At 62.3% G+C, this 25,579-nt stretch carries 25 protein-coding genes and 1 tRNA gene; 7 read left to right on the forward strand and 19 right to left on the reverse strand.

Translation table 11 applies throughout. From position 1 onward, the window contains the following. Positions 1 to 96: 96 nt before the first annotated feature. Both NFR87_RS06925 and NFR87_RS06930 read right to left on the reverse strand, forming a co-directional pair. A complete protein-coding gene (locus tag NFR87_RS06925; protein WP_420910707.1) occupies positions 97 to 726 on the reverse strand; it encodes a CatB-related O-acetyltransferase in 630 nt (209 codons plus the stop codon). 189 nt (positions 727 to 915) lie between these two features. Next, positions 916 to 1,086, reverse strand: coding sequence for a hypothetical protein (locus tag NFR87_RS06930; RefSeq protein ID WP_251448270.1), 171 nt, complete (start codon positions 1,084 to 1,086; stop codon positions 916 to 918). A gap of 185 nt (positions 1,087 to 1,271) precedes the next feature. Here NFR87_RS06930 and NFR87_RS06935 point away from each other — a divergent pair, with 185 nt between their 5' ends. The 4 genes from NFR87_RS06935 to NFR87_RS06950 all read left to right on the forward strand — a co-directional run bounded on the left by NFR87_RS06935 (position 1,272) and on the right by NFR87_RS06950 (position 6,684). Further along, a complete protein-coding gene (locus NFR87_RS06935; protein ID WP_251448273.1) occupies positions 1,272 to 2,552 on the forward strand; it encodes a dihydroorotase in 1,281 nt (426 codons plus the stop codon). Between the two features lie 50 nt (positions 2,553 to 2,602). Further along, positions 2,603 to 3,526, forward strand: coding sequence for an orotidine-5'-phosphate decarboxylase (pyrF, locus tag NFR87_RS06940; RefSeq protein WP_251448275.1), 924 nt, complete (start codon positions 2,603 to 2,605; stop codon positions 3,524 to 3,526). A 47-nt stretch (positions 3,527 to 3,573) separates the two neighbouring features. Beyond that, positions 3,574 to 4,707, forward strand: a complete 1,134-nt coding sequence (locus tag NFR87_RS06945; protein ID WP_251448278.1) for a bifunctional histidine phosphatase family protein/GNAT family N-acetyltransferase — start codon at positions 3,574 to 3,576, stop codon at positions 4,705 to 4,707. A gap of 177 nt (positions 4,708 to 4,884) precedes the next feature. Beyond that, the gene (locus NFR87_RS06950; protein ID WP_251448281.1) at positions 4,885 to 6,684 is read left to right on the forward strand and encodes a Na/Pi cotransporter family protein; all 1,800 of its coding nucleotides are present in this window, start codon (positions 4,885 to 4,887) and stop codon (positions 6,682 to 6,684) included. Between the two features lie 64 nt (positions 6,685 to 6,748). Here NFR87_RS06950 and NFR87_RS06955 read toward each other — a convergent pair whose 3' ends face one another. Then, a complete protein-coding gene (locus NFR87_RS06955; protein WP_251448284.1) occupies positions 6,749 to 7,435 on the reverse strand; it encodes a hypothetical protein in 687 nt (228 codons plus the stop codon). Between the two features lie 155 nt (positions 7,436 to 7,590). On the opposite strand from NFR87_RS06955, the gene NFR87_RS06960 reads away from it, so the two are divergent. The 3 genes from NFR87_RS06960 (at position 7,591) to NFR87_RS06970 (ending at position 10,006) form a co-directional block, all read left to right on the forward strand. Beyond that, positions 7,591 to 8,862: a serpin family protein gene (locus tag NFR87_RS06960; RefSeq protein ID WP_251448287.1), complete on the forward strand. Its 1,272-nt coding sequence runs from the start codon at positions 7,591 to 7,593 to the stop codon at positions 8,860 to 8,862. A 101-nt stretch (positions 8,863 to 8,963) separates the two neighbouring features. Continuing rightward, on the forward strand, positions 8,964 to 9,683 hold the full coding sequence (locus NFR87_RS06965; RefSeq protein WP_251448290.1) for an AzlC family ABC transporter permease: 720 nt from the start codon (positions 8,964 to 8,966) through the stop codon (positions 9,681 to 9,683). Continuing rightward, positions 9,680 to 10,006, forward strand: a complete 327-nt coding sequence (locus tag NFR87_RS06970; RefSeq protein WP_251448292.1) for a branched-chain amino acid transporter permease — start codon at positions 9,680 to 9,682, stop codon at positions 10,004 to 10,006. The genes NFR87_RS06965 and NFR87_RS06970 overlap by 4 nt, the downstream gene beginning before the upstream one ends. A gap of 64 nt (positions 10,007 to 10,070) precedes the next feature. On the opposite strand, the gene NFR87_RS06975 is transcribed toward NFR87_RS06970, so the two are convergent. The 16 genes from NFR87_RS06975 to rpoD form a co-directional block, all read right to left on the reverse strand. Next, positions 10,071 to 11,477 carry an aminopeptidase gene (locus tag NFR87_RS06975; protein WP_251448295.1) on the reverse strand — a complete coding sequence of 469 codons (1,407 nt, stop codon included), beginning with the start codon at positions 11,475 to 11,477 and terminating at the stop codon, positions 10,071 to 10,073. Positions 11,478 to 11,554: 77 nt separating this feature from the next. Further along, entirely contained in the window at positions 11,555 to 12,148 is a 594-nt protein-coding gene (gene coaE / locus NFR87_RS06980) for a dephospho-CoA kinase (protein ID WP_251448298.1), read from the reverse strand. Continuing rightward, positions 12,148 to 12,747, reverse strand: a complete 600-nt coding sequence (locus NFR87_RS06985; protein ID WP_251448300.1) for a hydrolase — start codon at positions 12,745 to 12,747, stop codon at positions 12,148 to 12,150. Before NFR87_RS06985 ends, coaE begins: the two co-directional genes overlap by 1 nt. Positions 12,748 to 12,818: 71 nt before the next feature. Next, entirely contained in the window at positions 12,819 to 13,835 is a 1,017-nt protein-coding gene (locus NFR87_RS06990) for an L-threonylcarbamoyladenylate synthase (protein ID WP_251448302.1), read from the reverse strand. Further along, on the reverse strand, positions 13,835 to 14,104 hold the full coding sequence (locus NFR87_RS06995) for a hypothetical protein (RefSeq protein ID WP_251448305.1): 270 nt from the start codon (positions 14,102 to 14,104) through the stop codon (positions 13,835 to 13,837). The genes NFR87_RS06990 and NFR87_RS06995 overlap by 1 nt, the downstream gene beginning before the upstream one ends. A 1-nt stretch (position 14,105) precedes the next feature. Beyond that, positions 14,106 to 15,167: a peptide chain release factor 1 gene (gene prfA, locus NFR87_RS07000; protein WP_251448308.1), complete on the reverse strand. Its 1,062-nt coding sequence runs from the start codon at positions 15,165 to 15,167 to the stop codon at positions 14,106 to 14,108. A 21-nt stretch (positions 15,168 to 15,188) separates the two neighbouring features. Further along, on the reverse strand, positions 15,189 to 15,857 hold the full coding sequence (locus tag NFR87_RS07005) for a YdcF family protein (RefSeq protein WP_251448311.1): 669 nt from the start codon (positions 15,855 to 15,857) through the stop codon (positions 15,189 to 15,191). Continuing rightward, on the reverse strand, positions 15,854 to 17,755 hold the full coding sequence (gene abc-f / locus NFR87_RS07010; RefSeq protein WP_251448314.1) for a ribosomal protection-like ABC-F family protein: 1,902 nt from the start codon (positions 17,753 to 17,755) through the stop codon (positions 15,854 to 15,856). Before abc-f ends, NFR87_RS07005 begins: the two co-directional genes overlap by 4 nt. A 35-nt stretch (positions 17,756 to 17,790) precedes the next feature. Further along, positions 17,791 to 19,194, reverse strand: coding sequence for a UDP-N-acetylmuramoyl-tripeptide--D-alanyl-D-alanine ligase (locus NFR87_RS07015; RefSeq protein ID WP_251448315.1), 1,404 nt, complete (start codon positions 19,192 to 19,194; stop codon positions 17,791 to 17,793). Between the two features lie 15 nt (positions 19,195 to 19,209). Further along, positions 19,210 to 20,253, reverse strand: coding sequence for a D-alanine--D-alanine ligase family protein (locus NFR87_RS07020; protein ID WP_338147045.1), 1,044 nt, complete (start codon positions 20,251 to 20,253; stop codon positions 19,210 to 19,212). A gap of 175 nt (positions 20,254 to 20,428) precedes the next feature. After that, positions 20,429 to 21,391, reverse strand: a complete 963-nt coding sequence (locus NFR87_RS07025; protein ID WP_251448321.1) for a carbohydrate kinase family protein — start codon at positions 21,389 to 21,391, stop codon at positions 20,429 to 20,431. A 10-nt stretch (positions 21,392 to 21,401) separates the two neighbouring features. After that, positions 21,402 to 22,085, reverse strand: coding sequence for a D-lyxose/D-mannose family sugar isomerase (locus tag NFR87_RS07030; protein WP_251448324.1), 684 nt, complete (start codon positions 22,083 to 22,085; stop codon positions 21,402 to 21,404). Positions 22,086 to 22,211: 126 nt separating this feature from the next. Continuing rightward, positions 22,212 to 22,287 (reverse strand) — tRNA-Ala (locus NFR87_RS07035). Between the two features lie 104 nt (positions 22,288 to 22,391). Then, the gene (locus NFR87_RS07040) at positions 22,392 to 23,546 is read right to left on the reverse strand and encodes a phosphoribosylaminoimidazolecarboxamide formyltransferase (RefSeq protein WP_251448327.1); all 1,155 of its coding nucleotides are present in this window, start codon (positions 23,544 to 23,546) and stop codon (positions 22,392 to 22,394) included. Beyond that, positions 23,543 to 24,256: an IMP cyclohydrolase gene (locus NFR87_RS07045; RefSeq protein WP_251448330.1), complete on the reverse strand. Its 714-nt coding sequence runs from the start codon at positions 24,254 to 24,256 to the stop codon at positions 23,543 to 23,545. The genes NFR87_RS07040 and NFR87_RS07045 overlap by 4 nt, the downstream gene beginning before the upstream one ends. A gap of 13 nt (positions 24,257 to 24,269) precedes the next feature. Beyond that, positions 24,270 to 25,505 (reverse strand): RNA polymerase sigma factor RpoD, encoded by a 1,236-nt coding sequence (rpoD, locus tag NFR87_RS07050; protein ID WP_251448386.1) that lies wholly within the window; start codon positions 25,503 to 25,505, stop codon positions 24,270 to 24,272. Between the last annotated feature and the right edge of the window lie 74 nt (positions 25,506 to 25,579).

Here is a 25,579-nt window from a genome sequence, read left to right on the forward strand (position 1 = left end):
GTCCGGCGCACTCAAAACCGGTGAAGTATTTCCCCAGGCCGGTTCCGGCGAAAAAGGACTGGATGTACCCGTATCTCTTTTTCAATGATAAGCCGCTTATTTCAGTTCCTCCAGCCTCCCCCCCTGGATGGCGTCCAGGTTGGCGCGGATGCGCTCTGTGGGCCAGTCCCACCACCTCAGCTCCAAAAGGCGGTGGACTGTCTCCTCGTCGAAGCGCTTACGGATGGGCTTGGCCGGCACGCCGCCTACGATGGTATAGGGCGGCACGTCCCGGGTCACCACTGACCGGGCGGCAACGACCGCCCCGTCTCCGATGGTGACCCCCGCCAGGATCACCGCCTCATAGCCGATCCAGACGTCATTGCCCACCACGATATCGCCCTTGTTGTCCCATGCCTCCGGGATCCGCTCCACGTTCAGCTCCCAGTCCTCGAAAAAGATGGGAAAGGGATAGGTGGACAGCGATCGAAGGCTGTGGTTGGCGCTGTTGAAGATGAATTTGGCGCCGCAGGCGATGGAGCAGAACTTGCCGATACGCAGCCGCTCGTGGTTGATGGGATAGTGGTAGAGCACGTTGTTGCGCTGAAAATCTCTGGGGTCGTTGACAAAGTCATCGTAGACGCTGTACTCCCCCACTGAGATGGACGGATCGGTCACCACATTTTGCAGATAGACGGTGCTGTGCCCCTGGGAGCGGGGATAGATCTTCCATTCCGGGATCATCAAAAAACCTCCAAATCATGTATTTTTTCCACGGATGATCCCGGCCCGGACAATACAGCGCTTCACGCATACCACCTCCGTCGGGCGCTGAGCCCAAGCTGGCACTATCATACCATATCCACGCCGCCCTTTCAACCGGCTGCGGAAGGGCCGAAAAAGGGGGAGCGGCTCTGCAGCCGCTCCCCCCTCCGGTCAAAAGCCCATGTCGTCGCTGAGGTTCTCCATGACCTGACCCACCGTCTTCATCGCCTTGCCGGCGGCCTTTTTCATGTTGGTCTTCTTTTTCGGAGCCATGGCCGCTCCCAGGGCGGTGCCTGCGATCATACCCAGGCCCATGCCCTTGACAAAATTGTGCTGCTTCACTTTCTCCCACCTCTTTTCTCTTTTTTTCGGAAGCCGTTTCACTCCCAACATTATTATTGCCCCAAAAGGGGAAAAAAACGTTGCGAAAACTTCCAATCTCCTTTATAATAAAATGCGCGAAAGCCAAAGAGGCGAGGCACAGAGCCTCCGCCTCTTTTTTACGGAACCAGAAAGGAGCAGGCCGCTTGAAATACCTCATCAGAAAAGGGCGCCTTGTGGATCCGGCGGGCGGCATCGGCGGCATCATGGACATCCTGGTGGAGGACGGCAGGATCGCCGTCATCGGCAGCGATCTCAATGCGCCCTCCGCCCAGGTCATCGACGCGTCCGGCCTCACCGTCTGCGCGGGACTGGTGGATATGCACGTCCACCTGTGCCAGCCCGGCTTTGAATATAAAGAGACCATCGCCACCGGCGCTCAGGCCGCGGCGGCGGGCGGCTTCACCGCCATCGCCTGTATGCCCAACACCAAGCCTGTCATTGACTGTCCCGAAGGGGTGGCTTTTATCCGGACGCAGGGCGCACAGGCGGGCGGAACCCAGGTCTTCCCTATCGCCGCCCTGTCCAAAGGAGAGCTGGGCCAGGAGGTCAACGACTACGAGGCCCTGAAAAAGGCCGGCGCCGTGGCCCTCTCCGACGACGGCAGGAGCGTGCAGAACGCGAACCTCCTCCGGGACGCCATGATCCTGGCCCACCGGCAGGGTCTGGCCATCCTCTCCCACTGCGAGGACGGGGATATGGTGCAGAATTTCGCCGTCAACGAAGGCCGGGTCTCCCGGCAGCTGCGCATCCCCGGCCGGCCCGCCATCGCCGAGGAGCTGCAGGTCATGCGGGACGCCATGCTGGCGGAGGAGACCGGCGCGGCGGTACACATCTGCCACATTTCCACCGCCAAATCGGTAGCCATTGTCCGCCGGTATAAGAAAAAGGGGGTTCGCATCACCTGCGAGACCTGTCCCCAGTACTTCACCTTTACCGAAGAAGAGGTGCTGAACCAGGGCCCTCTGGCCCGGGTCGATCCTCCCCTGCGCACCAGTGCCGATGTGGAGGGTGTCATCGAGGGGCTGAAGGACGGCACCATCGACGTCATCGCCTCCGATCACGCCCCCCACGCCGCCGAGGAAAAGGCCCGGCCCCTCACCATGGCGCCCAGCGGCATGATCGGCCTGGAGACCTCCCTGGCCGCCTCTCTCACCGCCCTTTACCACACCGGAGAGATGAGCCTTTCCGATATCCTGCGGAAGATGACCGTCAACCCGGCGGGCATCCTCCGTCTGCCGGGCAAGGGCCGGCTGGCCGTGGGCTCTGACGCCGATCTGGTGCTCTTTGACCCCAACGAGGCGTGGGTGGTAGATCCGGAACAGTTCCGCTCCAAGGCCCGAAACACCCCCTTCGCCGGAAAGACCCTGAAGGGCCGGGTCAAGTACACCATTTTGGGCGGAGAGATCATCTATCAGGAAAACTAAACGCCGCCCCGGCAGCCGCGGGGACGGTACGGAGAAAGGAAGCGGTCATCATGTCCTTTGACCATCTGCAGCAGCTTATCAAGGCCAGAAAGAATCCCACTGTGGCGGGACTGGATCCCAAGCCTGAATATGTCCCCCCCCACCTTTTGAAGGCCAGCTTGAACAAGTACGGCGAGACCCTGGAGGGCGCCGCCGACGCCATCTACCAGTTCAACATGGGACTTATGGACGCCCTTTGCGATGTGGTGCCCGCCGTAAAGCTCCAGTCCGCCTTCTATGAGCGGCTGGGCTGGCAGGGTATGCTGGTGCTGGAAAAGACCATCCGCTACGCCCAGGACAAGGGCTTTTTCGTCATTGCGGACGCCAAGCGGGGGGACATGGGCTCCGCCGCCCAGGCTTACAGCGAGGCCTGGCTGGGCAAGACCCGGGTGGGCCGGACGGAACTCGCCGCCTTCAACGCCGACTGTCTGACCATCAACGGTTATCTGGGCTCCGACGGCATCTCCCCCTTCCTGGAGACCTGCCGCCGGGAGGACAAGTGCTTTTTCACCCTGGTGAAGACCTCCAACCCCAGTTCCGGAGAGCTGCAGGATATGGTGGCCGGCGACCGGGTGGTCTACCAGGTCATGGGCGATCTCATCGCCCGGCTGGGACAGGACGACGTGGGTAAATTCGGCTACAGCCGGGCCGGAGCCGTGGTGGGCGCCGCCTACCCCTCCGACCTGCGCTCTCTGCGCAAACGGCTGGAGCACACCTTCTTCCTGGTGCCCGGCTATGGCGCCCAGGGGAGTACGGCCGAGGATGTGCGCTTCGCCTTTGACAAGTATGGCCGCGGAGCCATTGTCAGCGCCTCCCGCTCCATCATGTGCGCCTGGCAGAAGACCGGCCATGACGGCCAGGACTACCAGGACGCCGCCCGCGCCGCCGCCGAGGCCATGCGGGACGACATCAAACAGTTCGTCACTATTCTCTGAGGGCGCGCCGCCCCATCATATCCCGATCAGAAGGACTGAGGACATCCATGACCCGAATCTATCTTATCCGCCACGCCGAGGCCGAGGGCAACCTCTACCGCCGGGCCCAGGGCTGGTATGACGGCCGCATCACAGAGACCGGAAAACGCCAGATCGCCGCTCTGGAGGTGCGCTTCCAGGACATCCCCGTGGACGCGGCCTACGCCAGCGACCTGCGCCGCACCCAGGCCACTGCCCAGGCGGTAGTCCGCCCCAAGGGGCTCACCCTGCACATTGACCCTGACCTGAAGGAGATCGGCATGGGGATCTACGAGGATTACACCTTCGGCGAGCTCCATTACCACTACCCCGCCGGGAACAAGCTGTTCTACCTCTGCTCGCCCGACTGGGCTCCCGAGGGGGGCGAGACCTTCCGCCAGGTGCAGGAACGGATGACCCGCGCCTTTTTTCGGGCCGCTCAGTCCCACCCCGGCCAGACTGTGGCCCTCTTCTCCCACGGCACCGCCATCAAGTGCCTCCTCTCCGCCCTGCGGGGCAAGCACCCCTCCGAGACCCCTGAGCTGGGCCATCCGGAAAACACCGCCGTATCCTGCGTAGAGGTGGAGGGCGACCGGTTCCGGATCCTCTTTGAAAACGACGCCTCCCACCTGCCCCCGGAGATCGCCACCATGGCCCGGCAGAAGCTCCGGGCCCAACAGGGCCCGCTCCTCCAGGTCTGGTTCCGTCCCCTGGACATAAAAAAGGAGGCCCCGTTTTACGCTGACGCCCGAAAGGACGCCTGGATGACCGTTCACGGCTCCCTAGCCGGTTACGATGGCGCCGGTTTCCTCGCTGAGGCAAAAGAGCATTACCGCCTGGATCCCAGGGCCCTCCAGGCGGTGATGCTGGAAGGAGAGCCCATCGGCGTTCTCCAGCTGGCCACCATGCGTTACGCCGGAGAGCGGGTGGGCTATATCCCCTTCCTCTACCTCAAGCCCCAATGGCAGCGGCAGGGCATCGGTGTGCAGCTCATCGGACAGGCGGTGTCCATGTACCGCGCCATGGGCCGGCGGTGCCTGCGGCTGCGCTGCGCCCCGGACAACGCTCCGGCCCAGCGTTTCTACCGGCGTTACGGCTTCTACTGCATCGGCGAGGCCCCCGGTTCCCGGGCGCCCGTCGACCTTCTGGAGAAAAAGATTTGACGCCCGCAGGATTCCCAAAAACCCGCTCTTCTCTCCCACTTTTTTCATCAAAACGTCAATTTTGGTTTCTATTCTCCTTTTTTTATTTACGAATCCTCTCTCCTTGTATATAATGTAAATGGTTTCCCATAGCATCGGCCCGAATGACGTCTTGTCAAAAAAATGGAGGCTACGCTTTTGGATGCATCAAATTTGATATCCATGCTGGGCGCTATCGCCCTTTTCCTCTTCGGCATGTCCACCATGACCGATGGTCTTGCCCAGCTGTCCAGCGGCCGTCTGGAGCACATCCTGGAAAAGCTGACGGACAATGTCTTCAAGGGCATCCTGGTGGGCGCCCTGGTCACCGCCATCATTCACTCCTCGGCCACCACCACCGTCATGTGCGTGGGCTTTGTCAATGCGGGGATCATGAAGCTGGAGCAGACCGTGGGCATCATCATGGGCGCCAATATCGGCACCACCGTCACCGCCCAGATCCTCCGGCTGTCCAGCATTTCCGGGGACGGAAATCCTATCCTCACCCTGCTTCAGCCCTCCGTTCTTGGCCCGCTCATGGCCGTTGCGGGCATCATCTTCTACATGTTCATCCGCAGCGGAAACAAGAAAAACATCGGCCAGATCCTCATCGGCATGGGCATGCTCTTCATCGGCATGGACACCATGACCAAGGCCGTGGCTCCCCTGCAGAACGAGCCCTGGCTCCAGGATCTGTTCACCGCCTTCTCCAACCCTCTGCTCGGCATGGCGGTGGGTGCGGCTATCACCGCTCTGCTCCAGAGCTCCACCGCCTTCACCGGCATCCTCCAGGCCCTCTCCACCACGGGGCTTATCCGGTTCAATACCGCCATTCCCCTTATTATGGGCCAGAATATCGGCACCACCCTCACCGCCCTGCTCTCCAGCGCGGGGGCCAGCAAGAACGCCAAGCGCACCGCCCTGATCCACTTCTTCTTCAACGTCATCGGCTCGTTGTTTTTCCTTATCGTGCTCTACGCCGGCAATGCCATCGTCGGCTTCCCCTTCTGGGAGAGCGTGATGGATATGGGCAGTGTGGCCAACTTCCACCTGGTCTTCAACCTGACCTGTACCGCCCTCTTCCTGCCCTTCCACCGGGTTCTGGTACGCCTGGTGGAGCGGCTGGTGCCCGGCGAGACCTCCCTGCAGGACGTCTCCGTGTTGGACGAGCGCTTCCTCTCCTCTCCCTCCCTGGCCCTGGATCGGGCCCACGACGGGGTGATCCAAATGGGGGAATACGCCCTGTCCAACTACCGGCTGGCGGTAGAGCTGCTGGATAAATACGATGCCAAAAAGCTGGAGCGGCTGAGTGAGACCGAGATCGCCCTGGACAAGATGGAAAACGCGCTGGACGACTACCTGATGAAGCTCACCGACCGGGCTCTCACCCCCCAGGAGAGCGCCCAGATCTCCGAGCTGCTCCACACCCTGAGCGACTTTGAGCGGATCGGCGACTACGCCGTCAACGTCTCCGAGTGCGCCAGCGCGCTGCATAACAAGGGTCTCATCTTCTCCCCCATCGCCAAGGAGGAGCTCGCCGCCCTCACCGCCGCCGTGGACGAGGCCATTGAGAAGGCCCTGGCCTGTTACCGGAAACGCTCCTACACCCTGTCCCTCCAGGTGGAACCCATCGAGGAGGTGGTGGATCTGATGCGGGACGACCTTCGGGCCCGGCATGTGGAGCGGCTCAAGACCGGCTCCTGCACCGTTGAGCTGGGCACCCAGTTTTTGGAGCTTCTCATCAACCTGGAGCGTATCTCCGACCACTGCTCCAACGTGGCACTGGTCATCCTCCGGCAGACGGCGCCCAAGGGCGACCTGGTGCGGGTGGACTCCCATGCCTATACCCACCAGCTCCACCACGGCCATGACCCTGAATTTGAGCAGATGTTCGCCGACAGCAAGGCAAAGTATTACGATCCCCTCATGTCCATTGAGCCCTCCTTCGGGGAGGAATGAGATACATAAAAAAGCCCCGGACGCTGTGCGTCCGGGGCTTTTTTCGTTTGCTCCCATCCGGTCTTTACTGACCGCTCTCCTCCGTCGGCAGGGGCTGGGGCGCCTGGGGGCCGTTGAGCGCCTCCATCTTCTCCCGCAGAACTTGCAGGGCCGCGTCATGGCAGGAGAACTCCTCGGAGATCTTCCCGATCTCCCCCTCAGAATGGCGCAGTTCCTCCACCGCCCGGCCCAGAGTGGCGTCCACATCCCCCCGGAGCCGGTCATAGGCGGCTTGGAACTTCCGCAGCCAGTCCTCCATCTCCTCGGCGATCTTCCGGGACTTCCGGTGGGCCTCCCCCTCAATGGCCAGGGCCCGGCTGTGGGCCTCCAGCTCAATGGCGGACGCCCGCTCCTTGATAGTCTCATAGGCGGTGGCGGCGGGCTCCAGCTTTCCCACCTTCTCCCGGAGCTGAACGGCCTCGGTACTGAGGGTGTCCCGCTGGGCGGCGGCCTGATTCAGCTCCGCCTCCCGCTGGGCCAGATCGGCAGCCAGACGCTGGTTCTCCTCAGTGAGGGCGCGGACACGCTGATCCAGGTCGGCGGCACGCTCCTCCAACTCTGACCGGGCCACCTTCTCCTCGGCCAGCTCGCCCTGCAGCGTGGTCAGCTTCTCCGCATGCTCCCGGGAGCTGACCTCCAGATAGGCCAGCACATCCTGCTTGTTAAATCCGCCAAAGGCGGCGGTGCGGAACTGGAATTTCATATCATTCACAGCGGCATCCCCCATGTTTCTACAGATTCAGTCATATTATCATAGCATACTTTCCCGGAATTGACAACCTCGGAAAATCAGAATGAAAAATTTGGGAACCTTTTTTCAAAAATTGCGTCAAAAGGACAAAGACTTCTTCGAAAGGAGCCACCTCCATGAAAAAACGGTTTTTCCCTCTGCTCCTCTCTTTTTCCCTCCTTTCCGGCTGCGCCGCCGGGGCGGTGAGTCCCGTCCCCACCCCCTCCGGCTCGGTGTCGCCGGTAGAGCTTATCCAAAACGACCCGCAGCCCATAGGAGCGGCCGTCTGCCTCAGCGAAGGGCTGGGAGAGACTTACTCCGCCTTCGCCCTGGAGCTTCTGCGCCAGAGCCGTACAGAGGGGGAAAATGCCCTGCTCTCCCCTTTATCCGTCCTTTTGGCTCTGGGCATGACCGCCAACGGGGCCGATGGGGATACCTTGGCGCAGTTTGCGACCGCCCTGGGCATGGGCCGGGACGCCCTCAACAGCCTGTGCGCCCGGTTTCTGGCGGATTACAGCGGCCTGGGCGGCTCCACCGAGAGCACCCTGCTCAACAGTCTCTGGGCCGACCCGGATCTGACCCTCAACGACCCCTTCGTCCTGCGGTGCCAGGACACCTACAAGGCCCAGCTCTTCAAGGCTGACCTCCAGTCCCCCGCCACCGTCCAGGCCCTTAACGACTGGGTCAGCGACGCCACCCGGGGACTCATCCCCTCTATCGTGGATGAGTTTGACGACCGGGCCGTACTGGCTCTGGTCAATGCCATCTACCTGAAAAACAAGTTTGAGACCCCCTTCCCTGAGCCTCACTCCGAATGGACGATAGACTTCCACAACGCCGACGGCTCCCTCTCCCAGCCCAGGGGCATGAGCGCCGAGCGCACTATGACCTACCTCTCCCGGGAGGACGCCCAGGGCGTGGTACTGCCCTATGACGACGGGCGGTTGGGCCTTCTGCTCCTGCTCCCCGACGAGGGGATGGGCCTCACCGACTGCCTCTCCGCCTGGGACGGCGCCACCCTCTCCGGCCTGCTGGCCGGACGGGAGGAGCGGCAGGTGGATCTGGTCATGCCCAAGTTCAAGGCGGAGTGGAGCGGCTCTTTGGCCGAGCCCCTCGCGGCCATGGGCCTTACCGACGCCTTTGATCCCAACCTGGCCGACTTTACCTCTATGGGTGCCTGCTCCGACGGCCCTCTCTATATGGGCGACGTGATCCACAAAACTGCCTTCGAGGTCAACGAGAAGGGCACCGAGGCCGCCGCTGTCACAGCGGTCATCATGGAGGCTGGGAGCGCCATGCCGCCCCAGGACATGATCGTCCTGCGCTATGACCGGCCCTTTGTCTACGGCATCGTGGATCTGGAGCTGGGCGTTCCCCTCTTCCTGGGCACCATGGAGCACATGGACTGAAGCATATACCGCCGCAAGGACGCTCCGGCCGGAGCGTCCTTGCTTTTTTCTGCCGTTTATGGTACACTTCCCCACAAAGTGATACAAAAGGAAGTGTCCCTATGCAATCCCCCTCCGTCCGGCGCAAGGCCCTTGCCGCCGCCTTTCCCCAGACCATCCCCATTCTCACCGGCTTTGCCTTTCTGGGCTTTACCTACGGCATTTATATGAACGTCTCCGGTTTCCCCTTCTGGTATCCCATGTTCATGGCCCTCATCATCTTCGGCGGGTCGCTGGAGTTTGTGGCGGTGGAGATGCTCCTCTCCCCCTTCGCCCCGGCGGCCTGCTTTCTCATGGCTCTGATGATTCAGGCCCGGCACCTCTTTTACGGCATCGCCATACTGGATAAGTACAAGGGCCTGGGCTGGAAGAGGTTCTACCTCATCTTCTCCCTGTGCGACGAGACCTTTTCCATCAACTGCTCCGCCGTGGTGCCGAAGGATGTGGACAAGGGCTGGTTCTACTTCTTCGTCTCCCTGCTGGATCAGAGCTATTGGGTCGCCGCCGCCGCCCTGGGCGGGCTGGCCGGCTCCCTGCTCCCCTTCAATACGGAGGGGCTGGACTTTGTGATGACCGCCATGTTCGTGGTCATCCTGCTGGAGCAGCTTTTGAAGGAGGAGAAGCACTACACCGCCCTCATCGGCGGCGGGGCCTCCCTGCTGTGCCTGCTCCTCTTCGGCCCGGACTCTTTTCTCATCCCCACCATGGTGTGTATTCTGGGCCTTCTCACCCTGCTGCGAAAGCCCATCGAGCCAAACCTGGAAGGAGGTGAGGCGGCATGACCCTCCTGCAGCAGGCCATTACCATCGCCGTCTGCGCCCTGGCCACCATGCTCACCCGGTTCCTCCCCTTTCTCCTCTTCTCCGAAAGGCGGCCCACCCCTAAGTATGTGACCTATCTGGGCAGGGCCCTCCCCGCCGCCATCTTCGCCATGCTGGTGGTCTACTGCCTGCGGAATGTCGGCGTTTTTACCGGCTCCCACGGCCTGCCCGAGGCCATGGCCATCGCCGTCACCGCGGCCCTTCACCTGTGGAAGCGGCAAATGCTGCTGTCCATTGCCGGCGGCACGGTATGCTATATGCTGCTGATACAGCTGGTGTTTTAAGCCTCTACGGAGTAAAAAACGAGCCCCGGAGCTTTCCGCTCCGGGGCTCGTTCTCATTCTTCCCTTACGACTGGTAGATGACCTTCATGCCCTTATAGGTCATATAGCAGTCCAGCTTGCCGGTGACCTCGAAGGGGGCGTGCATGGACAGTACCGGCACGCCCGCGTCCAGGGTGTCGATGTCCCGCTCCGCCATATAGCAGGCCACGGTGCCGCCGCCGCCGGCGTCCACCTTGCCCAGCTCGGCCATCTGCCAGATGACCCCGGCGGCATCCAGCGCCCGGCGGACAAAGCCCACCACCTCGGCGGAGGCGTCGCTGGCCCCTGACTTGCCCCGGGCGCCGGTGTACTTGCAGAAGCCCATGCCGTAATTGACCTGGGCGCTGTTGCGCTTTTCATAGACCTCGGCAAAGTTGGGGTCATAGGCCGCGGTCACGTCGGCGGACAGGCAGAAGGAGTGCTCATAGCAGGTCTTCAGCGCCACCCGCTGGGCATCGCACAGATCGCTCATGAAGGTATCAAAAGCGGCGGACTTCATGCCGGTGACGCCCTCGGAGCCGATCTCCTCCTTGTCCGCCAGCATACACACCGCCGTGTGAACGGGGCGCTTTGTGTCCAGCAGGGCGGCAAAGGCGGCGTAGGCACACACCCGGTCGTCCTGGCCGTAGGCCCCGATGAGGGAGCGGTCAAACCCGATGTCGCAGGCGCGGAAGGCGGGCACCGCCTCCAGCTCAGCGGAGATAAAGTCGGTCTCCACCAGCCCGTATTTCTGGTTAAGGATGTCCAGGATCGCCAGCTTCACCCGGTCGGCCCCCTCGTCGTCCTTGAAGGGGCGGGAGCCCACCAGAATGTTCAGGGTCTCGCCGGGAATGGCCTCCCCCAGGGGCTTTTTGGACTGCTCTCCCCCAAGGTGGGGCAGCAGGTCGTCCACCGTGAAGAGGGGGTCGCCCTCCGCCGCGCCGATGGCCACCTTCACGCTGGAACCGTCCTTGCGCACAATGACGCCGTGGAGCTCCAGGGGGATGGTGACCCACTGGTACTTGCGGATACCGCCGTAGTAGTGGGTCTTGAGAAAGGCCAGCTCACTGTCCTCATAGAGGGGCTGGGGCTTCAAGTCCAGGCGGGGGGAGTCGATATGGGCCGCGCCGATGGAAACTCCATCGGCCAGGCTCTTCTCCCCAATCACCGCCAGCATCACCGCCTTGCCCCGGTTGACCCGGTAGAGCTTGTCGCCGGGGATCACCGCCATGCCCCGGGTAAAGGGCACAAAGCCGTGGGCTTCGGCCTGGCGGACGATCTCATCCACCGCCTCACGCTCAGTCATGGCGGCGTCCAGGAATTTCTTATAGTCCTCACAGTAGGACTTCATGGCCGCCTCGTCCTCGGCAGTGAGCAGGTCGTAGCCGTTCTTGCGCTGATCCAGCAGGAGCTCGCGCCGAAGCTGGCCGGCCGTCTTTTCCTTTTCTTCCATGGGAAATACCTCCTTTTGGTACATTCTATACAAGATAGCACATAATTGTGAACTTTTCTATCAAACTCCGGCCCTTTTTACTCTAGCAGCGCCCGAAAGAGGAGCAGCGCCCGCTCCTCGAAGTCCTCCGGCCTGTCCCCCTCCCGGTTTTCCAGGGTATGATCGCTGTGGCTGCGGAAGAACGTATCCGGCTTCTGGGCCAGCGCCCGGCGGCGGGCGTAGTCTTCGTCGATGCCGTCCCGGGCCATGATGCGGCGCACCCGCACTTCAAGAGGCGCCAGCACGGCCACCACCACGTCGCACCACTGTCCCAGGCCGCTTTCTATGAGGGCGATGGCGTCGATGGCCAGGGCGGCGCGGCCCTCCCCCTCCGCCTTCCTTTTCAGCCCGGCGATCTCCGAGAGGATCGCGGGGTGCGTCAGGGCGTTGAGCTCCTCCAAACGGTGGGGGTAGACCGCCTGGGAGAGCCGTCTGCGGTCTATCTTGCCCATTTTGTCCAGAATTTCTTCCCCAAACGCCCCTGTCAGCGCCTTTTTCAGGCTCTCGCTCTCCTCCAGGAGCCGGTGATAGACCGCGTCGGCATCCACCACCTCCGCCCCCAACGACCGCAGGGCGTTGAGGGCAGTGGTCTTTCCCGCACCGGTGGGGCCGGTGATCCCGATGGTCTTCATCAGGTGTTCTCCGCCGTCTCCGTCTCTATGGCGTCCTCGGTCTGGGCCATGGCCTGGAGAGTCTTATCCAGCAGCGCATCCAGCTCCCAGCCCAGGTTTTCCGCCCCCTGGGCGATACACTCCCGGGAGCAGCCGGCGGCAAACTTCTTGTCCTTGTACTTCTTCTTCAGGCTCTTCAGCTCCATGTCCTTGGTGGACTTGCTGGGCCGCATGAGGGCGGCGGCGCCAATAAGCCCGGTGAGCTCGTCGCAGGCGAAGAGAACCTTCTCCATCTCCAGCTCGGGCTTTGCGTCGGTGCCCGTCATACCCCAGCCGTGGGAGCAGACGGCGTGGATGAACTCGTCGGTGAAGCCCGCCTCAGCCAAAAGTTCGGGAGCTTTGACGCAGTGCTCCTCGGGCCATTTCTCAAAGTCCACGTCATGCATCAGGCCCACCAGAGACCAGAACTCCTTATCCTCCCCGTATCCCAGCGTGTCGGCAAACCAGCCCATCACATGGGAGACGGTGATGCCGTGGCGAATGTGGAAGGGCTCAGAATTATACTTCTTCAAGGTCTCCAGCGCTGTTTCCCGGCTCACACCTGCAGTTAATATACTCATTTGTGCTCTCTCCTTTTTCTGTTCTCGGTTCCTGCTGTGCCGGCTGTTCTGCCAAAGTAAAGGCAGCCGCTCTATGAAAGTTCGATGATATGGAAGCCCGCGGCCTTATTCAGGCGGTTGGTCACCGCCAGGCCCAGGCCCGTGTCCGTGGGAGACTGGGCCCAGATGTCGGTGACGTCCAAGTGGTCAAAGGCCCGGAGGGCCTCAAAGATACGCCTTGCCTGCTGGGCCTGGTCGGCGGCGGGGCCGATGGCCTCCACCGGGTGGCCGCGAAAATAGCCCTTGAACTCATCAAAGCAGATGACGCCGCTTTTTTCACCCATGCGGGCCACGATGTACCCCGCCGTCATGTCCGGATCGCCCTTCACCACGGTGACGGGGGCCTTGGGTGCGTAGTGGCGGTACTTCATGCCGGGGGCCTTGGGCTGCTCGCCGGGCGCCATGAGCCGGCGGATGGCCTCGTCCACCGCCACGTCTCCCAACACCTCCTCCAGCGCCTCCAACGTCACTCCGCCGGGGCGGAGCAGCCGCGGCGGGGTGACGGTCAGGTCGAGGATGGTGGACTCCACCCCCACCCGGCAGGGGCCGTCGTCCAAAATGGCGTCGATCTTGCCGTCCATATCCTCCAGCATGGCCGCCGCCGTGGTGGGGCTGGGCCGTCCCGAGGCGTTGCCTGAGGGGGCGGCGATGGGCACATCGGCGGCGGCGATGACCTGCCTTGTCACGGCGCAGTCGGGGCAGCGCATGCCCACGGTGTCAAGGCCCGCCGTCACCGTATCGGGGACAATGCGCTTCCGGGGCAGGATCATGGTGAGAGGCCCGGGCCAGAAACGGCAGGCCAGCTCATAGGCCACCGCCGGAATGTCCGCGCAGTACCGCTCCAGCCAGCCTGCGTCGGAGACATGGAGGATAAGGGGATTATCCTGGGGGCGGCCCTTGGCGTCGAAGATGGCGTGGACGGCCTTTTCGTCCAGGCCGTTGGCCCCCAGGCCGTAAACCGTCTCGGTGGGGATGCCGAGAAGACCGCCGGCGGAGATGACCCCGGCGGCGGCGGCAACGTCCCGGCTTGTCAGGCGTTTGGTATCCATCACTCGAAAATGCCGATGACGGCCCCGGCGATCTCCATGGTGGTCTCCTTGACAAAGCCCGCCTGCTGAAGATAGTTCTTCACCGCCAGAATGGCATACTTGGGGTTGATCTTCTCATCCTCCAGCTCCATCTCAACAAAGCCCCCCACTCCGCTCTGGCCGGAGGCCAGGAGCCAGCCGTCCTCCTCCAGCACGTCGTCCAGGTCGGCCCTCATCTGGAGCAGATCCTTGTCTTTGGGAAGGGCAGGAAAGTCGATTCGAAGTACCATATCACTGTGTCTCCTTTTCTAATCTGGCCGCCTGGTGGTTGGTCACCAGCGCATCGATGATCTCATCCAGGTCTCCGTTCATCACCGCGTCCAATTGATAGAGGGTCAGCCCCACCCGGTGATCGGTGAGACGGCCCTGGGGGAAATTATAGGTGCGGATGCGCTCGTTACGCATGCCGGAACCCACCTGGCTTCTTCGCTGGGCGGAATGCTCTCCCTCCACCCGCTGCCGCTCCTCCTCATAGAGCCGGGAGGCCAGAAGGCGCATGGCCTTCTCCCGGTTTTGAAACTGGCTGCGCTCCTGCTGACACTCCACCACCATGCCCGTGGGCCTGTGGATGAGCCGAACGGCAGAGGAGGTCTTGTTGATGTGCTGGCCTCCCGCTCCTGAGGAGCGGAACACCTGCATCTCCACGTCGGCGGGGTCGATCTTCACGTCCACCTCTTCCATCTCGGGCAGCACCGCCACGGTGACGGTGGAGGTGTGCACCCGCCCGCCGGACTCCGTCTCCGGCACCCGCTGCACCCGGTGGACGCCGCTTTCAAACTTCAGGCGGCTGTATGCGTTTTCGCCATTGATGGTGAAGCATATCTCCTTGAGGCCCCCCAGCTCGGTCTCGCTGGCGGAGTCCACCTCCACGCTCCAATGGCGGGCCTCGGCGTACATGGTATACATACGAAACAGGGAGTGGGCGAACAGGGCGGCCTCCTCTCCCCCCACCCCGGCCCGGATCTCCACGATGACGTTCTTACCGTCGTCGGGATCCTTGGGAAGGAGCAGGAGTTTCAGCCGCTCCTCCAGGGTGGGCAGAAGGGCCTTGGCGGCGGCGAATTCCTCCCGGGCCATATCTCCCAGCTCCGGGTCGGAAAAAAGGGTCTGGGCCTCCTCCAGGTCTTTTTGGGCCTGGAGCCAGGCCCGGTAGGTCTCCATGAGGGGCGCAAGCTCCCGCTGTTCTTTGTTGAGCTTGGCGGCCAGGGCCGGATCGCTGTAAGTCTCGGCGGAGGAAAGGCGCTCCTCCACCTCCTGGTAGCGTTGCTCGATGCGCCTCAGTTTATCCAGCACAAGCGAAGTGCCTCCCTTCTTTCAACGGTCAAAGACAAAGGATTTTACCAGGGCCAGCGGCTCCCGGAAGAACATCTGAACCGCCGAGGGGGTGTGGCTCACCGGGGCGGCCAGGGTGGAGGTCTTCTCCAAATGTCCTCCGGCCCTCGCCCACAGCATCCGGATCCGGGCCAGGTGGAAGCCGCTGGACACCAGCAGCACCTCGCCGCCGGGCTCCAGTCCTTTCGTCTCCCCCGTGGCGATGCTGACCGTCGTCCCCACCTCGCCCATGAGGTCCAGGGTGTAGTTCACATTCTGCCAGGTGTTCCGGGACTGAGGCTCCATATAAATGTTCTCTCCGTCCACTCCGTGAGCGGTGAGGTAGTCGTACATACACTGGGCCTCCGACATATGCTCGTCGTCCCCCTTGCCTCCGGCGACCACAATGTTCATATCCGGGTGGTCTTCCAGATAGCTCAAGGCCGTATCCAGCCGATCCTGGAGCAGGATAGAGGGGCCCCAGGGCTTCACCTGACAGCCGAAGATGACCATGGTTTGGGGGTTCCCAATGATATCTGTCCGGCTGTGGACGCCGATGTAGACCTCCAGGGCCGCAAAGCACAAAAGCCCCAGGGCAATGAGCGCCGCCAGGCACTTGACCCACAGCCGTTTTTTCCGGCCGGCGTAGGGCTTATATCCCTTCTGTCTCATTCTCCCTTCGCCTCCTCCAGTTCGGCCGCCAGGGTCTCCCACACGGTGTACAGGTGGGCGATCTCCTCCTCCAGCTCTTTTTGTTCCTCCAAGACCTTCTGAAGCTCCAGGTAGTTGGAGGCCACCTCTTCCGCCCGCTGAGTCAGCTCAAACTGCTTCTCCTCCGCCTTGGCCACCGCCCGCTCGGCGGCGTTGACCCGCTTCTCCAGTTCCTTTGTGCCGCCGGGGCGCTTGGGCTTGTCTTTCTTCGGCTCCTCGGCGGGGGGCGGCGCGCCGTTCCTGGCGTAGACCTTCTGCCGCTCCTGGTAGGCCAGATATTCCTCATAGGTGCCCTTAAAGTCGGTGATGGACTGGTTCTCCAGCATCCATACCCGCTGGGCGAACTCCTTGATAAACCAGCGGTCGTGGGAGACAAAGAGCAGATTCCCCTCGTAGGCCCGAATGGCCTCCTCGATCCAGTCCCGGCTGTCCACGTCCAGGTGGTTGGTGGGCTCGTCCAGGATGAGCAGGTTGATCTTTTGGCTCATCAGCTCGCACAGCTTCAGCCGGCTTCTCTCTCCGCCGGAGAGGGCGGAGACCTCCTTGAACACATCCTCTCCCCGGAAGTTAAAGGCGGCCAGGCGATCCCGGGCCTCCTGGGTGGTGCAGTTCAGGTCATAGAGCAGGGTGTCCACCAAATTGCGCTCCGGGCGGTCGAAGGTGACCAGCTGAGGCAGGTACCCGATCTTCACCGTGGGGCCAAAGCGCAGCTTCCCCGCCGTAGGCTCCAGCTCCCCCAGCAGGATCTTCACGAAGGTGGACTTGCCTGCGCCGTTGTCGCCCAGCAGGGCGATGCGCTCGCCCCCCGCCACCTCCAGATCCACATTGTCAAAAAGCCTCCGCCCGCCAAAAGCCATGGCCAGACCCTTGACGGTGAACACCTCGTCCCCCCGGAACTCTTTTTCTCCGAAGTTCATGGTGAGCCTGCGCTCCTTGGTGGGCTTGTCCACGCTCTGGAGCTTTTCCATCCGCTTTTCCATGGAAAAGGCCCGCTTGTAGAGCTTGTCGTTGCCCATGAAGGCCCACAGGCGCATCTTGTCCACAGCCTCCTGGAGCTGTTCCAGCTTGGCCTGTTCCTTCTGGTACTGCTTGAGCTGCTCCTGGAAGCGGCGCTCCTTCTCCTCCACATAAAAGCTGTAGTTGCCGGCATAGAATTCCGCCTTGCCACCCTTGATCTCCACGCACCGCTGCACCACCTTATCCAGGAACCAACGGTCGTGGGAAATGGCCAGCACAGTGCCCTTGTAGCGGGCGAGATAGTCCTCCAGCCACTCGGTAGCGTGGAGATCCAAATGGTTGGTGGGCTCGTCCAGCAGCAGGATCTCCGTCTCCCGCAAAAGGAGACGGGCCAGGTTGACGCGGGTCTTTTCTCCGCCGGAGAGGGCGTCAAAGGGCTGCTCCCGCATGGCTGGAGAGATATCCAGGCCGTTGCACACCTTGCCCAGCGTCACCTCGGTATGGTAACCGCCCCCCGCCTCAAAGGCGGCAGTGAGGGCGTCGTAGCGGCGCAGATCGGCCTTGTCTCCCTCCCCCAGCCGCTGGGCCAGCGCGTTCATCTCCGCCTCCATGGCGCGGAGATGGTCAAAGGCGGTGTTCAGCACGTCGGCCACGGTATAGCCCGCCGGGTACGTGGGGATCTGGGAGATGAGCCCCACCTCTTTGCCGGGGGCCACACGGGCCTCCCCCTCGTCAGGGCGGAGCTCCCCGGTGAGGAGCTTCAGCAGCGTGGTCTTCCCGGCTCCGTTCCGGCCCAGAAGTCCCACCCGCTCGCCCTGGTCGACCTGAAAGGTGAGCCCGTCTAAAATTTTCTTGCCGACCTCAAACTCTATGGTGAGGCCGGTAACAGATATGTCGATCATAATCTTTCCTCGTCTTTGGTATGGGCGTAAGAACTTTACGCCTCCCTGGCAATGCTCTTGAGATATTCCGTGACAGACTCGAAGGCCATGCCCCGGGACGCCTTCACCAGCACGGTGGTCCCCGGCTTTATCAGCTCCTTCAGCACGGGCAGAGCCTCCTCCTTGGCGGTGAAATAATAGCACTGGGGCACCTGGGAGTCCATGGCGGCGTCATAGATGCTCTTGGCCAGCTCCCCGATGGCCACCAGGCAGTCCACATGGCTGCGGCCCAGGAACTCCCCCACGCCGGCGTGGAGCACGCCCGCCAGAGGGCCCAGCTCAAACATATCGCCCAGAACTGCCACCTTGTAGTCGCCGGTATAGCCATCCAGCACCTCGATGGCGGCCCGCATGGACTGGGGACTGGCGTTGTAGCTGTCGTCCAGAATGGTGATGCCGTCGGAGCGGGGCAGGATATTCATCCGCATCTTGGTGGGCGCAAAGTTGTGCACCCCGGCCGCGATCTCCTCCAGGGTCATGCCGAAGCGCTCCCCTACAGCGGTAGCCAGAAGGGTGGGATAGACCATGTGCTCTCCCAGCCCGGGGATATCCATGTGGCAGCTGCCCCTGGGGGTGTCCACCCGGCAGCTCATCTGGCTGCGCCAATCGCTCTCCACATCCCCGGCCCTGTAATCCAGGCCCTCTCCCCGGCCCACCAGGATCGCCGGGCCTGTCCAGGGAGCGTCCGGCCCCGCCGCCGCGGCCCGGAGCAGCTCGTCATCCCCGTTGAGGATCGCGGCGCAGCCGGGCTTGGCGTGGGCAAAGATCTCCAGCTTGGCCTTCAGGGTGTTCTCCCGGCAGCCGAAAGCCTCAATGTGGGAGTCGCCGATGTTGGTCAGGCACACCAGGTCAGGCTGGGCAATGGCGGAGAGGTAGTCCATCTCCCCGGGGTGGTTGATGCCCAGCTCCACCACGGCGATCTGGTGCTCCCGCTTCAGCCCCAGCAGGGTCAGAGGCAGGCCGATGTCGTTATTTTTGTTGCCCTCGGTCTTGAGGACGCGGAACTTCTCGCTGAGCACCGCGGCGATCATGTCCTTGGCCGTGGTCTTGCCCACGCTGCCGGTGACGGCCACCACAGGGATCTTGAACCGGTTTTTGTACCACACCGCCAAGTCCCGCAGCGCCCGGTAGGTAGAGTCCACCTTGATGTAGAACTTCCCCGGCAGATAGCTCTCCCGCTCCCGCTGGGTAAAGCATCCGGCGGCCCCCGCCTCCAGGGCGGCGCCTATATAGGCATGGCCGTCGAACCGCTCCCCCATCAAGGGGAGAAACACCGCCCCCTCTGAGATGGTACGGCTGTCGGTCTCCACCCTGGACACCACCGCGTCCAGATCGTCGAACTCACCCAGCAGGCGGCCGTTCACCGCCTCCAATATCTCACGCAGGGTCAAGGCTTCCATAAAAGGAGCCTCCTTTCAAACTTTGCGCTCCAGGCGCAGAGAGCTGTCGATGATATGCTGGCACAAAGCGGGATAGTCCATGCCGGCTGCCGCGGCCTCCTGGGGCATAAGACTGGTAGGGGTCATGCCGGGCAGGGTGTTGATCTCCAGGAACCAAAACCGGCCGTCCCCGTCCAGGATAAAGTCCGCCCGGGCATAGACCTCCAGGCCCAGGACGGCAAAGACCGCCGCGGCGAACTTGCACACCTCCGCGGTCTGCTCCGGGGTCAACGGGGCGGGACAGACCTCTTCCGCCGCGCCGGGCTGGTACTTGTTCTCATAGTCGTAAAAGCCCTCCCGGGGGATGATCTCAATGGGGGGCAGAGCCTCGCCATCCAGGATCCCCACCTGGATCTCCCGGCCCTTCACATATTTTTCCAGCACGCACCGTCCGCCCTGCTCCAGGCCCTGTGCCAGGGCGGAGCGAAGCTCCTGCCGTGTGTGGGCGATAGCCACGCCGATAGAGGAGCCGGAATCCACCGGCTTGACCACGCAGGGAAGCTCCGTTCCCTCCGCAAGGCTGTCTATCTCTTCGGCGGTATACTTCCGGAACGTCCACGCCGGGGTGTTCACCACGCCCTTCACCAGGCGCTTGGTCAGATCCTTATCCATGGCGATGGCAGAGCCCAGATAGCCGGAGCCGGTATAGGGGATGTCCAGAAGCTCCAGGGCCGCCTGCACCTTTCCATCCTCCCCGCACTGGCCATGGAGGGCCAGGAAGACGATGTCCGCCTTGGCGCACAGCTCCAGTACGCCGGGGCCGAAGGCCCCCTTGCCCCTCCAGCGCCGCCGGGCGCGCACCGCCGCCAGATCGGGGGCCTGACGTTCCACAGACCGCCACTGCGCCGGGGGCGGGGCAGAGTAGAGCCCCTCGGGCTCCAGGCCGGGGTAGTCCTCCAGGCCAAAGTACAGATCCACCAGCGCCACATCGTGCCCCAGGTCACGCAAAGCCTGGGACACCTTTGTTCCGGAGGAAAGGGACACATTGCGCTCCGGCGAGAGCCCGCCGGCCAAGACCACGATTTTCAAAGGGAAATCCCTCCCTGAAGTCATATGATTCCATTTTATTCTTGATTTTATAGTATAGCACAATCCCAATGGAAAGACAAGGAAGAAGAGGCTATGTTCTTTTTCTTTGAACGTCAATGGAGAAAGGAAACGAGAGGCCCCCTGTGCCAGGGGGCCTCTCGTTTCCTCATGCCAGTTCCCTCATCTTTTCCAACACCTGGGCGGGAACCGGGATGCTGGGGATCCCTCCCGCCTTTTCAGTGGAGAGGCTGGCGGCGGTGGCGGCGTATCGCCCGATATAGGCCAGCTCTTCTCCCGTCAGTTTTTCTATGGGCTTGTTCAGCTCCAGCAGCCGGGCCACGGCACTGCCGCCGAAAATATCGCCCGCCCCGGTGGTGTCCACACACCTCACCCGGGGGCAGGCGGTCTGGAACCGGCTTTGGGCCGTCTTCAAAAGGCACCCTCTGGGCCCCAGCGTGACCATGGCAAGGCGGACGCCGAACTCCCCCAGCAATCTGTCGGCCCCCTCCTCCGGCAAACAGCCCCAGAGGAAGGACACCTCCTCATCGCTGATCTTCACCACATCCGCCTGGTAAAGTCCCCAGAGGAGCTGCTCTCTGGCCTGGGCCTCGCCGGGCCAAAGAGGCAGGCGCAGGTTGGGGTCATAGGTGATGAGCTTTCCCCGCTCCCTTGCGTAGGCCACCGCCTTTTGGGCCGTCGTCCGGATAGGCTCGCCAGTAAGGCTCAGGGAGCCAAAATGAAAGACCCGGCTTTCGTCGATGAGGGCGGTATCCACCTCCTCCCAGCCCAGCTGTGTATCCGCGCCGGGCTTCCGGGCAAAGCTGAAGGAGCGCTCCCCTTTGTCGTCAAAGGTGACAAAGGCCAGCGTGGTAAAGACGGCGGGATCCATCCGGACGCCCACTGTCTCAATGCCCGCCTCCTCCAGTGTGTCCAACAGGAGCTTTCCGAAGGCGTCCTCCCCCACCTTGCCCAAAAAGGCCGTCCTGCGCCCACAGGCGCTCAGCGCCGCCAAAAAATTCCCCGGCGCTCCGCCGGGATGGGCGGCCAGGATGGGATAGCCCCTCTCATCCGTGCCCCGGGCCGCGAAATCGATCAGCAGCTCCCCCAGGGCGGTCACATCATAGTTCATCCCGTTCCCCTCACTTCGCCTTGGGATATTCCGTGCACAGCAGACGGTAAGGCGGCTCATCCTCCTCGATTTGAGGGAACCGGCCCATGGGCGGCTGGAAGCGGTTGTCCCTCTCGTCGTCGTTGCACTGGCTCACCTCGCCCAGCAGCACCGCGCCGGAGCCTTTCTCCACCGTGAAATCGTGGTAGAGCCGCCGGGGAATAAAGATGCTCTCCCCGGGAGTGAGACGGATCTGTGTTCCGGCGGGGACTGTCCGCTCCAGTCCGTCGGTGTGGACGGTCACATCAGAGGTGAAATCGATCTCCTCGTCCGGCAGGCTGTTATAGACCCGGATGAGCACATTGCCGCCGCCCCTGTTGATGATATCCTCGGTCTTGTACCAGTGAAAGTGGTTGGGGGCATACTGCCCCTCCTTCAGATAAAGGAGCTTCTCCGCATATACCTTCGGGTACTTTTCCGACCGGCGGCTGCCGTTGCGGATGGTAACGAGAGAAAAGCCCAGCTTATCGAAGTCCCCCATGCCATAGTCGGTGATATCCCAGCCCAGCATACACTCCCGCACCTCGTCGTACTCGTGGCCCATACTCTGCCACTGCGCCGGGGTAAGGGAACAAAAGGGCGGCAAAAAGCAGTGGTAATGCCGGCACATGGACTCCATCTCTCTCAGCGCCTTGTTGATCTCGCTTCGTTTCATATCCAACGCCTCCCATTTTTTGCCTTTTGGCCCTGCTGACCCTATCATAAGCCGGGGGTTCCGGTTTGTCAATCCCGCCGCCATCATGGCGTAAAAAAACAGCCATCCCAAAGGATGACTGTTTCTTGGTGGAGATAAGCGGGATCGAACCGCTGACCTCTTGAATGCCATTCAAGCGCTCTCCCAGCTGAGCTATACCCCCATATTCACTTTCCCATCGGCACACATCGTACCGAACGAATGATATTTTAACAGACTATATTTCTCTTGTCAACAGGAAAGTGAAATTTTCTTCCGATAATTTTTTCAGTGGTGGAACAGTCGCAGACCGGTGAAGCACATGGTCATTCCGTACTTATCCGCTGTGGCGATCACATTGTCGTCCCGGATACTGCCGCCGGGCTGGACGATGTACTGAACGCCGCTGCGGCGGGCCCGCTCCACATTGTCACCAAAGGGAAAGAAGGCGTCGGAGCCCAAGGTCACCCCCGTCAGCTGATCCAGCCACGCCCGCCGCTCCTCCTCTGTCAACAGCCCGGGCGTTGAGGCAAAGGCTGTCTCCTCCACCTCGCCCAGCAGGTAGTTGTCGATGGCGTTATCCCGGTCTGGGCGGCGGATCCCCTCTGCAAACCGCAGCCCCAGCACCGCGGGGTGCTGGCGCAGCCACCAGGAATCCGCCTTCTGCCCTGCCAGGCGGGTGCAGTGGATGCGGCTCTGCTGGCCGGCACCCACGCCGATGGTCTGGCCGTCTTTCACATAGCACACCGAGTTGGATTGGGTGTACTTCAGGGTGATGAGGGCCAGGAGCATATCGGTCTTTGCCTTTTGCGGCAGGTCTTTGCTCTGTGTGACGATATTTTCCAGCAGTCCTTCGCCGATGGGGCTTCTCTCCCGGCCCTGCTGGAAGGTGACCCCGAACACGTCCTTATATTCCACCGGGGCCGGCACATAGTCCGGGTCGATCTCCACCACGTTATAATTGCCCTTCTTCTTCCCCTTCAGGATATCCAGGGCCTCGGGGGTATACCCGGGGGCAATAACGCCGTCGGAGACCTCGTTTTTCAAATACCGTGCGGTGGCGGCGTCGCATACATCGGAGAGGGCCGCCCAGTCCCCATAAGAGCTGAGCCGATCCGCGCCGCGGGCTCTTATGTAGGCGCAGGCGATGGGAGTCAGCTCCGCCTCCGGCTCCACAAAATAGATCTGCCGCTCTACAGCGGTGAGCGGTCTGCCCACCGCCGCCCCCGCCGGGGAGACATGCTTAAAGGAGGCCGCCGAGGGCAGCCCCGTGGCCCCTTTCAGCTCCCGCACCAGCTGCCAGGCGTTAAGCGCGTCCAGAAAGTTGATATATCCCGGCCTGCCGTTCAGCACGGAAACAGGCAGGGCAGCGCCCTCCCGCATGAAAATGCGGGAGGGCTTTTGGTCAGGGTTGCAGCCGTATTTCAGCTCCAGCTCCGTCATTGTTCCGCCTCCCCATGCCGATTGATGATGACGCTGTCGATTTTCCCGGCGGCGTCCACCGTGCGGACAAAGAGAGCGACCTTGTTCCGCCCGTCCATAGCCTCCCACACCTTGTCCGCCAGCTCCCGGGCCGTTTCGTTCTGAAAATCCACCCGGCAGGGCTCCCCCTCAAAGGAGGGCAGAGGATCTCCGTCGGTCAAATATGTACTGATGAAATGCCCTGCGCCGGGCACAGGGGTATCATACTCAAAGAAAAACCGTTGACAGCAGGACGGATCTCCCCCCGCCGTCTTCAGAATAGAGAGATTGTAGCTCCCATCCGGCTTCAGTATCCCTGAGATGCGGGGCGTCCAGTTGGGGCCGTCGGGCTCGAAAGTCCGCTTCAGCAGGGCGTGGCGGTAGCACTTCCCCTGGGCGATGAAATCCCGGATGGTGTCGGTGTGGTCGCCATTGGTCACCACCAGCAGCCCACCCGGCAGCAGCCGCACCGGGTGGTAGATGATAAGGCTGGGGTCGGTCATCCTGCTCTCATCGAAGGCCTGGGTCTTGATCCCGTCCTCCGTCTCCACAAAGACGCGGTTGCGGCTGTTCTCACTGCGGCCCATGATAAAATAGACGATGACCCCGCGTTTGCCGTCGGCACTGCGGCCCAATGCGATGCCCCGGCCAGGATAGGGGTTGCCCCGCAGCAGCTCAGGCAGTGTAAGCACCGCGCTCCCCTCCTTAATTCAAAAAGTCCTTCAGCTTCTTGCTCCGGGAGGGATGACGCAGCTTCCGCAGGGCCTTGGCCTCGATCTGGCGGATGCGCTCTCTCGTCACGTTGAACTCCTTGCCCACCTCTTCCAGTGTGCGGGTACGGCCGTCCTCCAGGCCGAAGCGGAGCTTCAAGACCTTTTCCTCCCGGGGGGTGAGGGTGTCCAGCACGTCGATGAGCTGCTCCTTCAGGAGGGTATAGCTGGCGGCCTCAGCGGGCTCGGAGGCGTCCTCGTCAGGGATGAAATCTCCCAGGTGAGAGTCCTCCTCTTCGCCGATGGGGGTCTCCAGGCTCACAGGCTCCTGGGCGATCTTCAAAATTTCCCGCACCTTTTCCACGGGCATACCCATCTCCTCCGAGATCTCCTCGGGGGTGGGGTCGTGGCCCAGCTCCTGGAGCAGCTGCCGGGAGACCCGGATGACCTTGTTGATGGTCTCCACCATATGGACGGGGATGCGGATGGTGCGGGCCTGGTCGGCGATGGCCCGGGTGATGGCCTGCCGGATCCACCAGGTGGCGTAGGTGGAGAACTTATAGCCCTTGGTGTAGTCGAACTTCTCCACCGCCTTGATCAGGCCCAGGTTGCCCTCCTGAATGAGATCCAGGAAAAGCATGCCCCGGCCCACGTACCGCTTGGCGATGGAGACCACCAGCCGCAGGTTGGCCTCCGCCAGGCGCTGCTTGGCCCGCTCGCCCTTCTTGACCGTCTCCTCCAGTTCCTTTCGGGTGGCCTCATCCAGGTCGTCTCCAGACTCTGCCAGGGTCTCCGCCGCCGCGGCGCCCAGACCCATATCCTGGGCCAGGGAGACCTCCTCCTCACTGGTGAGCAGATCCACCTTGCCGATCTCCTTGAGGTACATGCGCACCGGGTCGTCGATGCCGAAAGACTCGGCCAGAGCAGAGGGATCCACCACCTCTTCCTCGGTGATCTCCTCTACCTCCGCCAGTTCCTCCGGCGGGGGGGCCAGGTCGCCGTCCCCCAGATCCACCAGGGCCTCCAGCTCCGGGAGATCCTCCTCGTCGCCCACCACGTCGATGCCCTGGTTCTCCATCACGTCGTAGATCTTGTCCATCTGGTCGCCGTCCAGGTTCAGCTCGTCCAGGGTATCCATCATCTCGGAGGAGGACAGCTTTCCCTTCTTCTTGCCCTTCATGATCAGCTCACTGACCCGCTCCGCGCCGGGAACGCCCTCCAGCAGCTTCATGATCTCGGCGTGCTTGCTCTCCAGCTCCTCCTGGGTGAGAGGTGCCTGCTGCTCAGGCCCCTTGGCCTTGCTCT

It is taken from the genome of Vermiculatibacterium agrestimuris (genome assembly GCF_943193085.1).
In the GTDB taxonomy this organism is placed as follows: Bacteria; Bacillota; Clostridia; order Oscillospirales; family Oscillospiraceae; genus Vermiculatibacterium; species Vermiculatibacterium agrestimuris.

What these genes read in the sequence shown, in the direction of transcription:
- pyrF (WP_251448275.1), top strand. Translation starts at nt 2,603, where the DNA reads ATGTCCTTTGACCATCTGCAGCAGCTTATCAAGGCCAGAAAGAATCCC.
- NFR87_RS06945 (WP_251448278.1), top strand. Translation starts at nt 3,574, where the DNA reads ATGACCCGAATCTATCTTATCCGCCACGCCGAGGCCGAGGGCAACCTC.
- NFR87_RS06960 (WP_251448287.1), top strand. Translation starts at nt 7,591, where the DNA reads ATGAAAAAACGGTTTTTCCCTCTGCTCCTCTCTTTTTCCCTCCTTTCC.
- NFR87_RS06965 (WP_251448290.1), top strand. Translation starts at nt 8,964, where the DNA reads ATGCAATCCCCCTCCGTCCGGCGCAAGGCCCTTGCCGCCGCCTTTCCC.
- NFR87_RS06970 (WP_251448292.1), top strand. Translation starts at nt 9,680, where the DNA reads ATGACCCTCCTGCAGCAGGCCATTACCATCGCCGTCTGCGCCCTGGCC.
- NFR87_RS06975 (WP_251448295.1), bottom strand. Translation starts at nt 11,477, where the DNA reads ATGGAAGAAAAGGAAAAGACGGCCGGCCAGCTTCGGCGCGAGCTCCTG.
- coaE (WP_251448298.1), bottom strand. Translation starts at nt 12,148, where the DNA reads ATGAAGACCATCGGGATCACCGGCCCCACCGGTGCGGGAAAGACCACT.
- NFR87_RS06985 (WP_251448300.1), bottom strand. Translation starts at nt 12,747, where the DNA reads ATGAGTATATTAACTGCAGGTGTGAGCCGGGAAACAGCGCTGGAGACC.
- NFR87_RS06990 (WP_251448302.1), bottom strand. Translation starts at nt 13,835, where the DNA reads ATGGATACCAAACGCCTGACAAGCCGGGACGTTGCCGCCGCCGCCGGG.
- NFR87_RS06995 (WP_251448305.1), bottom strand. Translation starts at nt 14,104, where the DNA reads ATGGTACTTCGAATCGACTTTCCTGCCCTTCCCAAAGACAAGGATCTG.
- NFR87_RS07005 (WP_251448311.1), bottom strand. Translation starts at nt 15,857, where the DNA reads ATGAGACAGAAGGGATATAAGCCCTACGCCGGCCGGAAAAAACGGCTG.
- abc-f (WP_251448314.1), bottom strand. Translation starts at nt 17,755, where the DNA reads ATGATCGACATATCTGTTACCGGCCTCACCATAGAGTTTGAGGTCGGC.
- NFR87_RS07015 (WP_251448315.1), bottom strand. Translation starts at nt 19,194, where the DNA reads ATGGAAGCCTTGACCCTGCGTGAGATATTGGAGGCGGTGAACGGCCGC.
- NFR87_RS07025 (WP_251448321.1), bottom strand. Translation starts at nt 21,391, where the DNA reads ATGAACTATGATGTGACCGCCCTGGGGGAGCTGCTGATCGATTTCGCG.
- NFR87_RS07030 (WP_251448324.1), bottom strand. Translation starts at nt 22,085, where the DNA reads ATGAAACGAAGCGAGATCAACAAGGCGCTGAGAGAGATGGAGTCCATG.
- NFR87_RS07040 (WP_251448327.1), bottom strand. Translation starts at nt 23,546, where the DNA reads ATGACGGAGCTGGAGCTGAAATACGGCTGCAACCCTGACCAAAAGCCC.
- rpoD (WP_251448386.1), bottom strand. Translation starts at nt 25,505, where the DNA reads ATGAAGCTGCTGGAGGGCGTTCCCGGCGCGGAGCGGGTCAGTGAGCTG.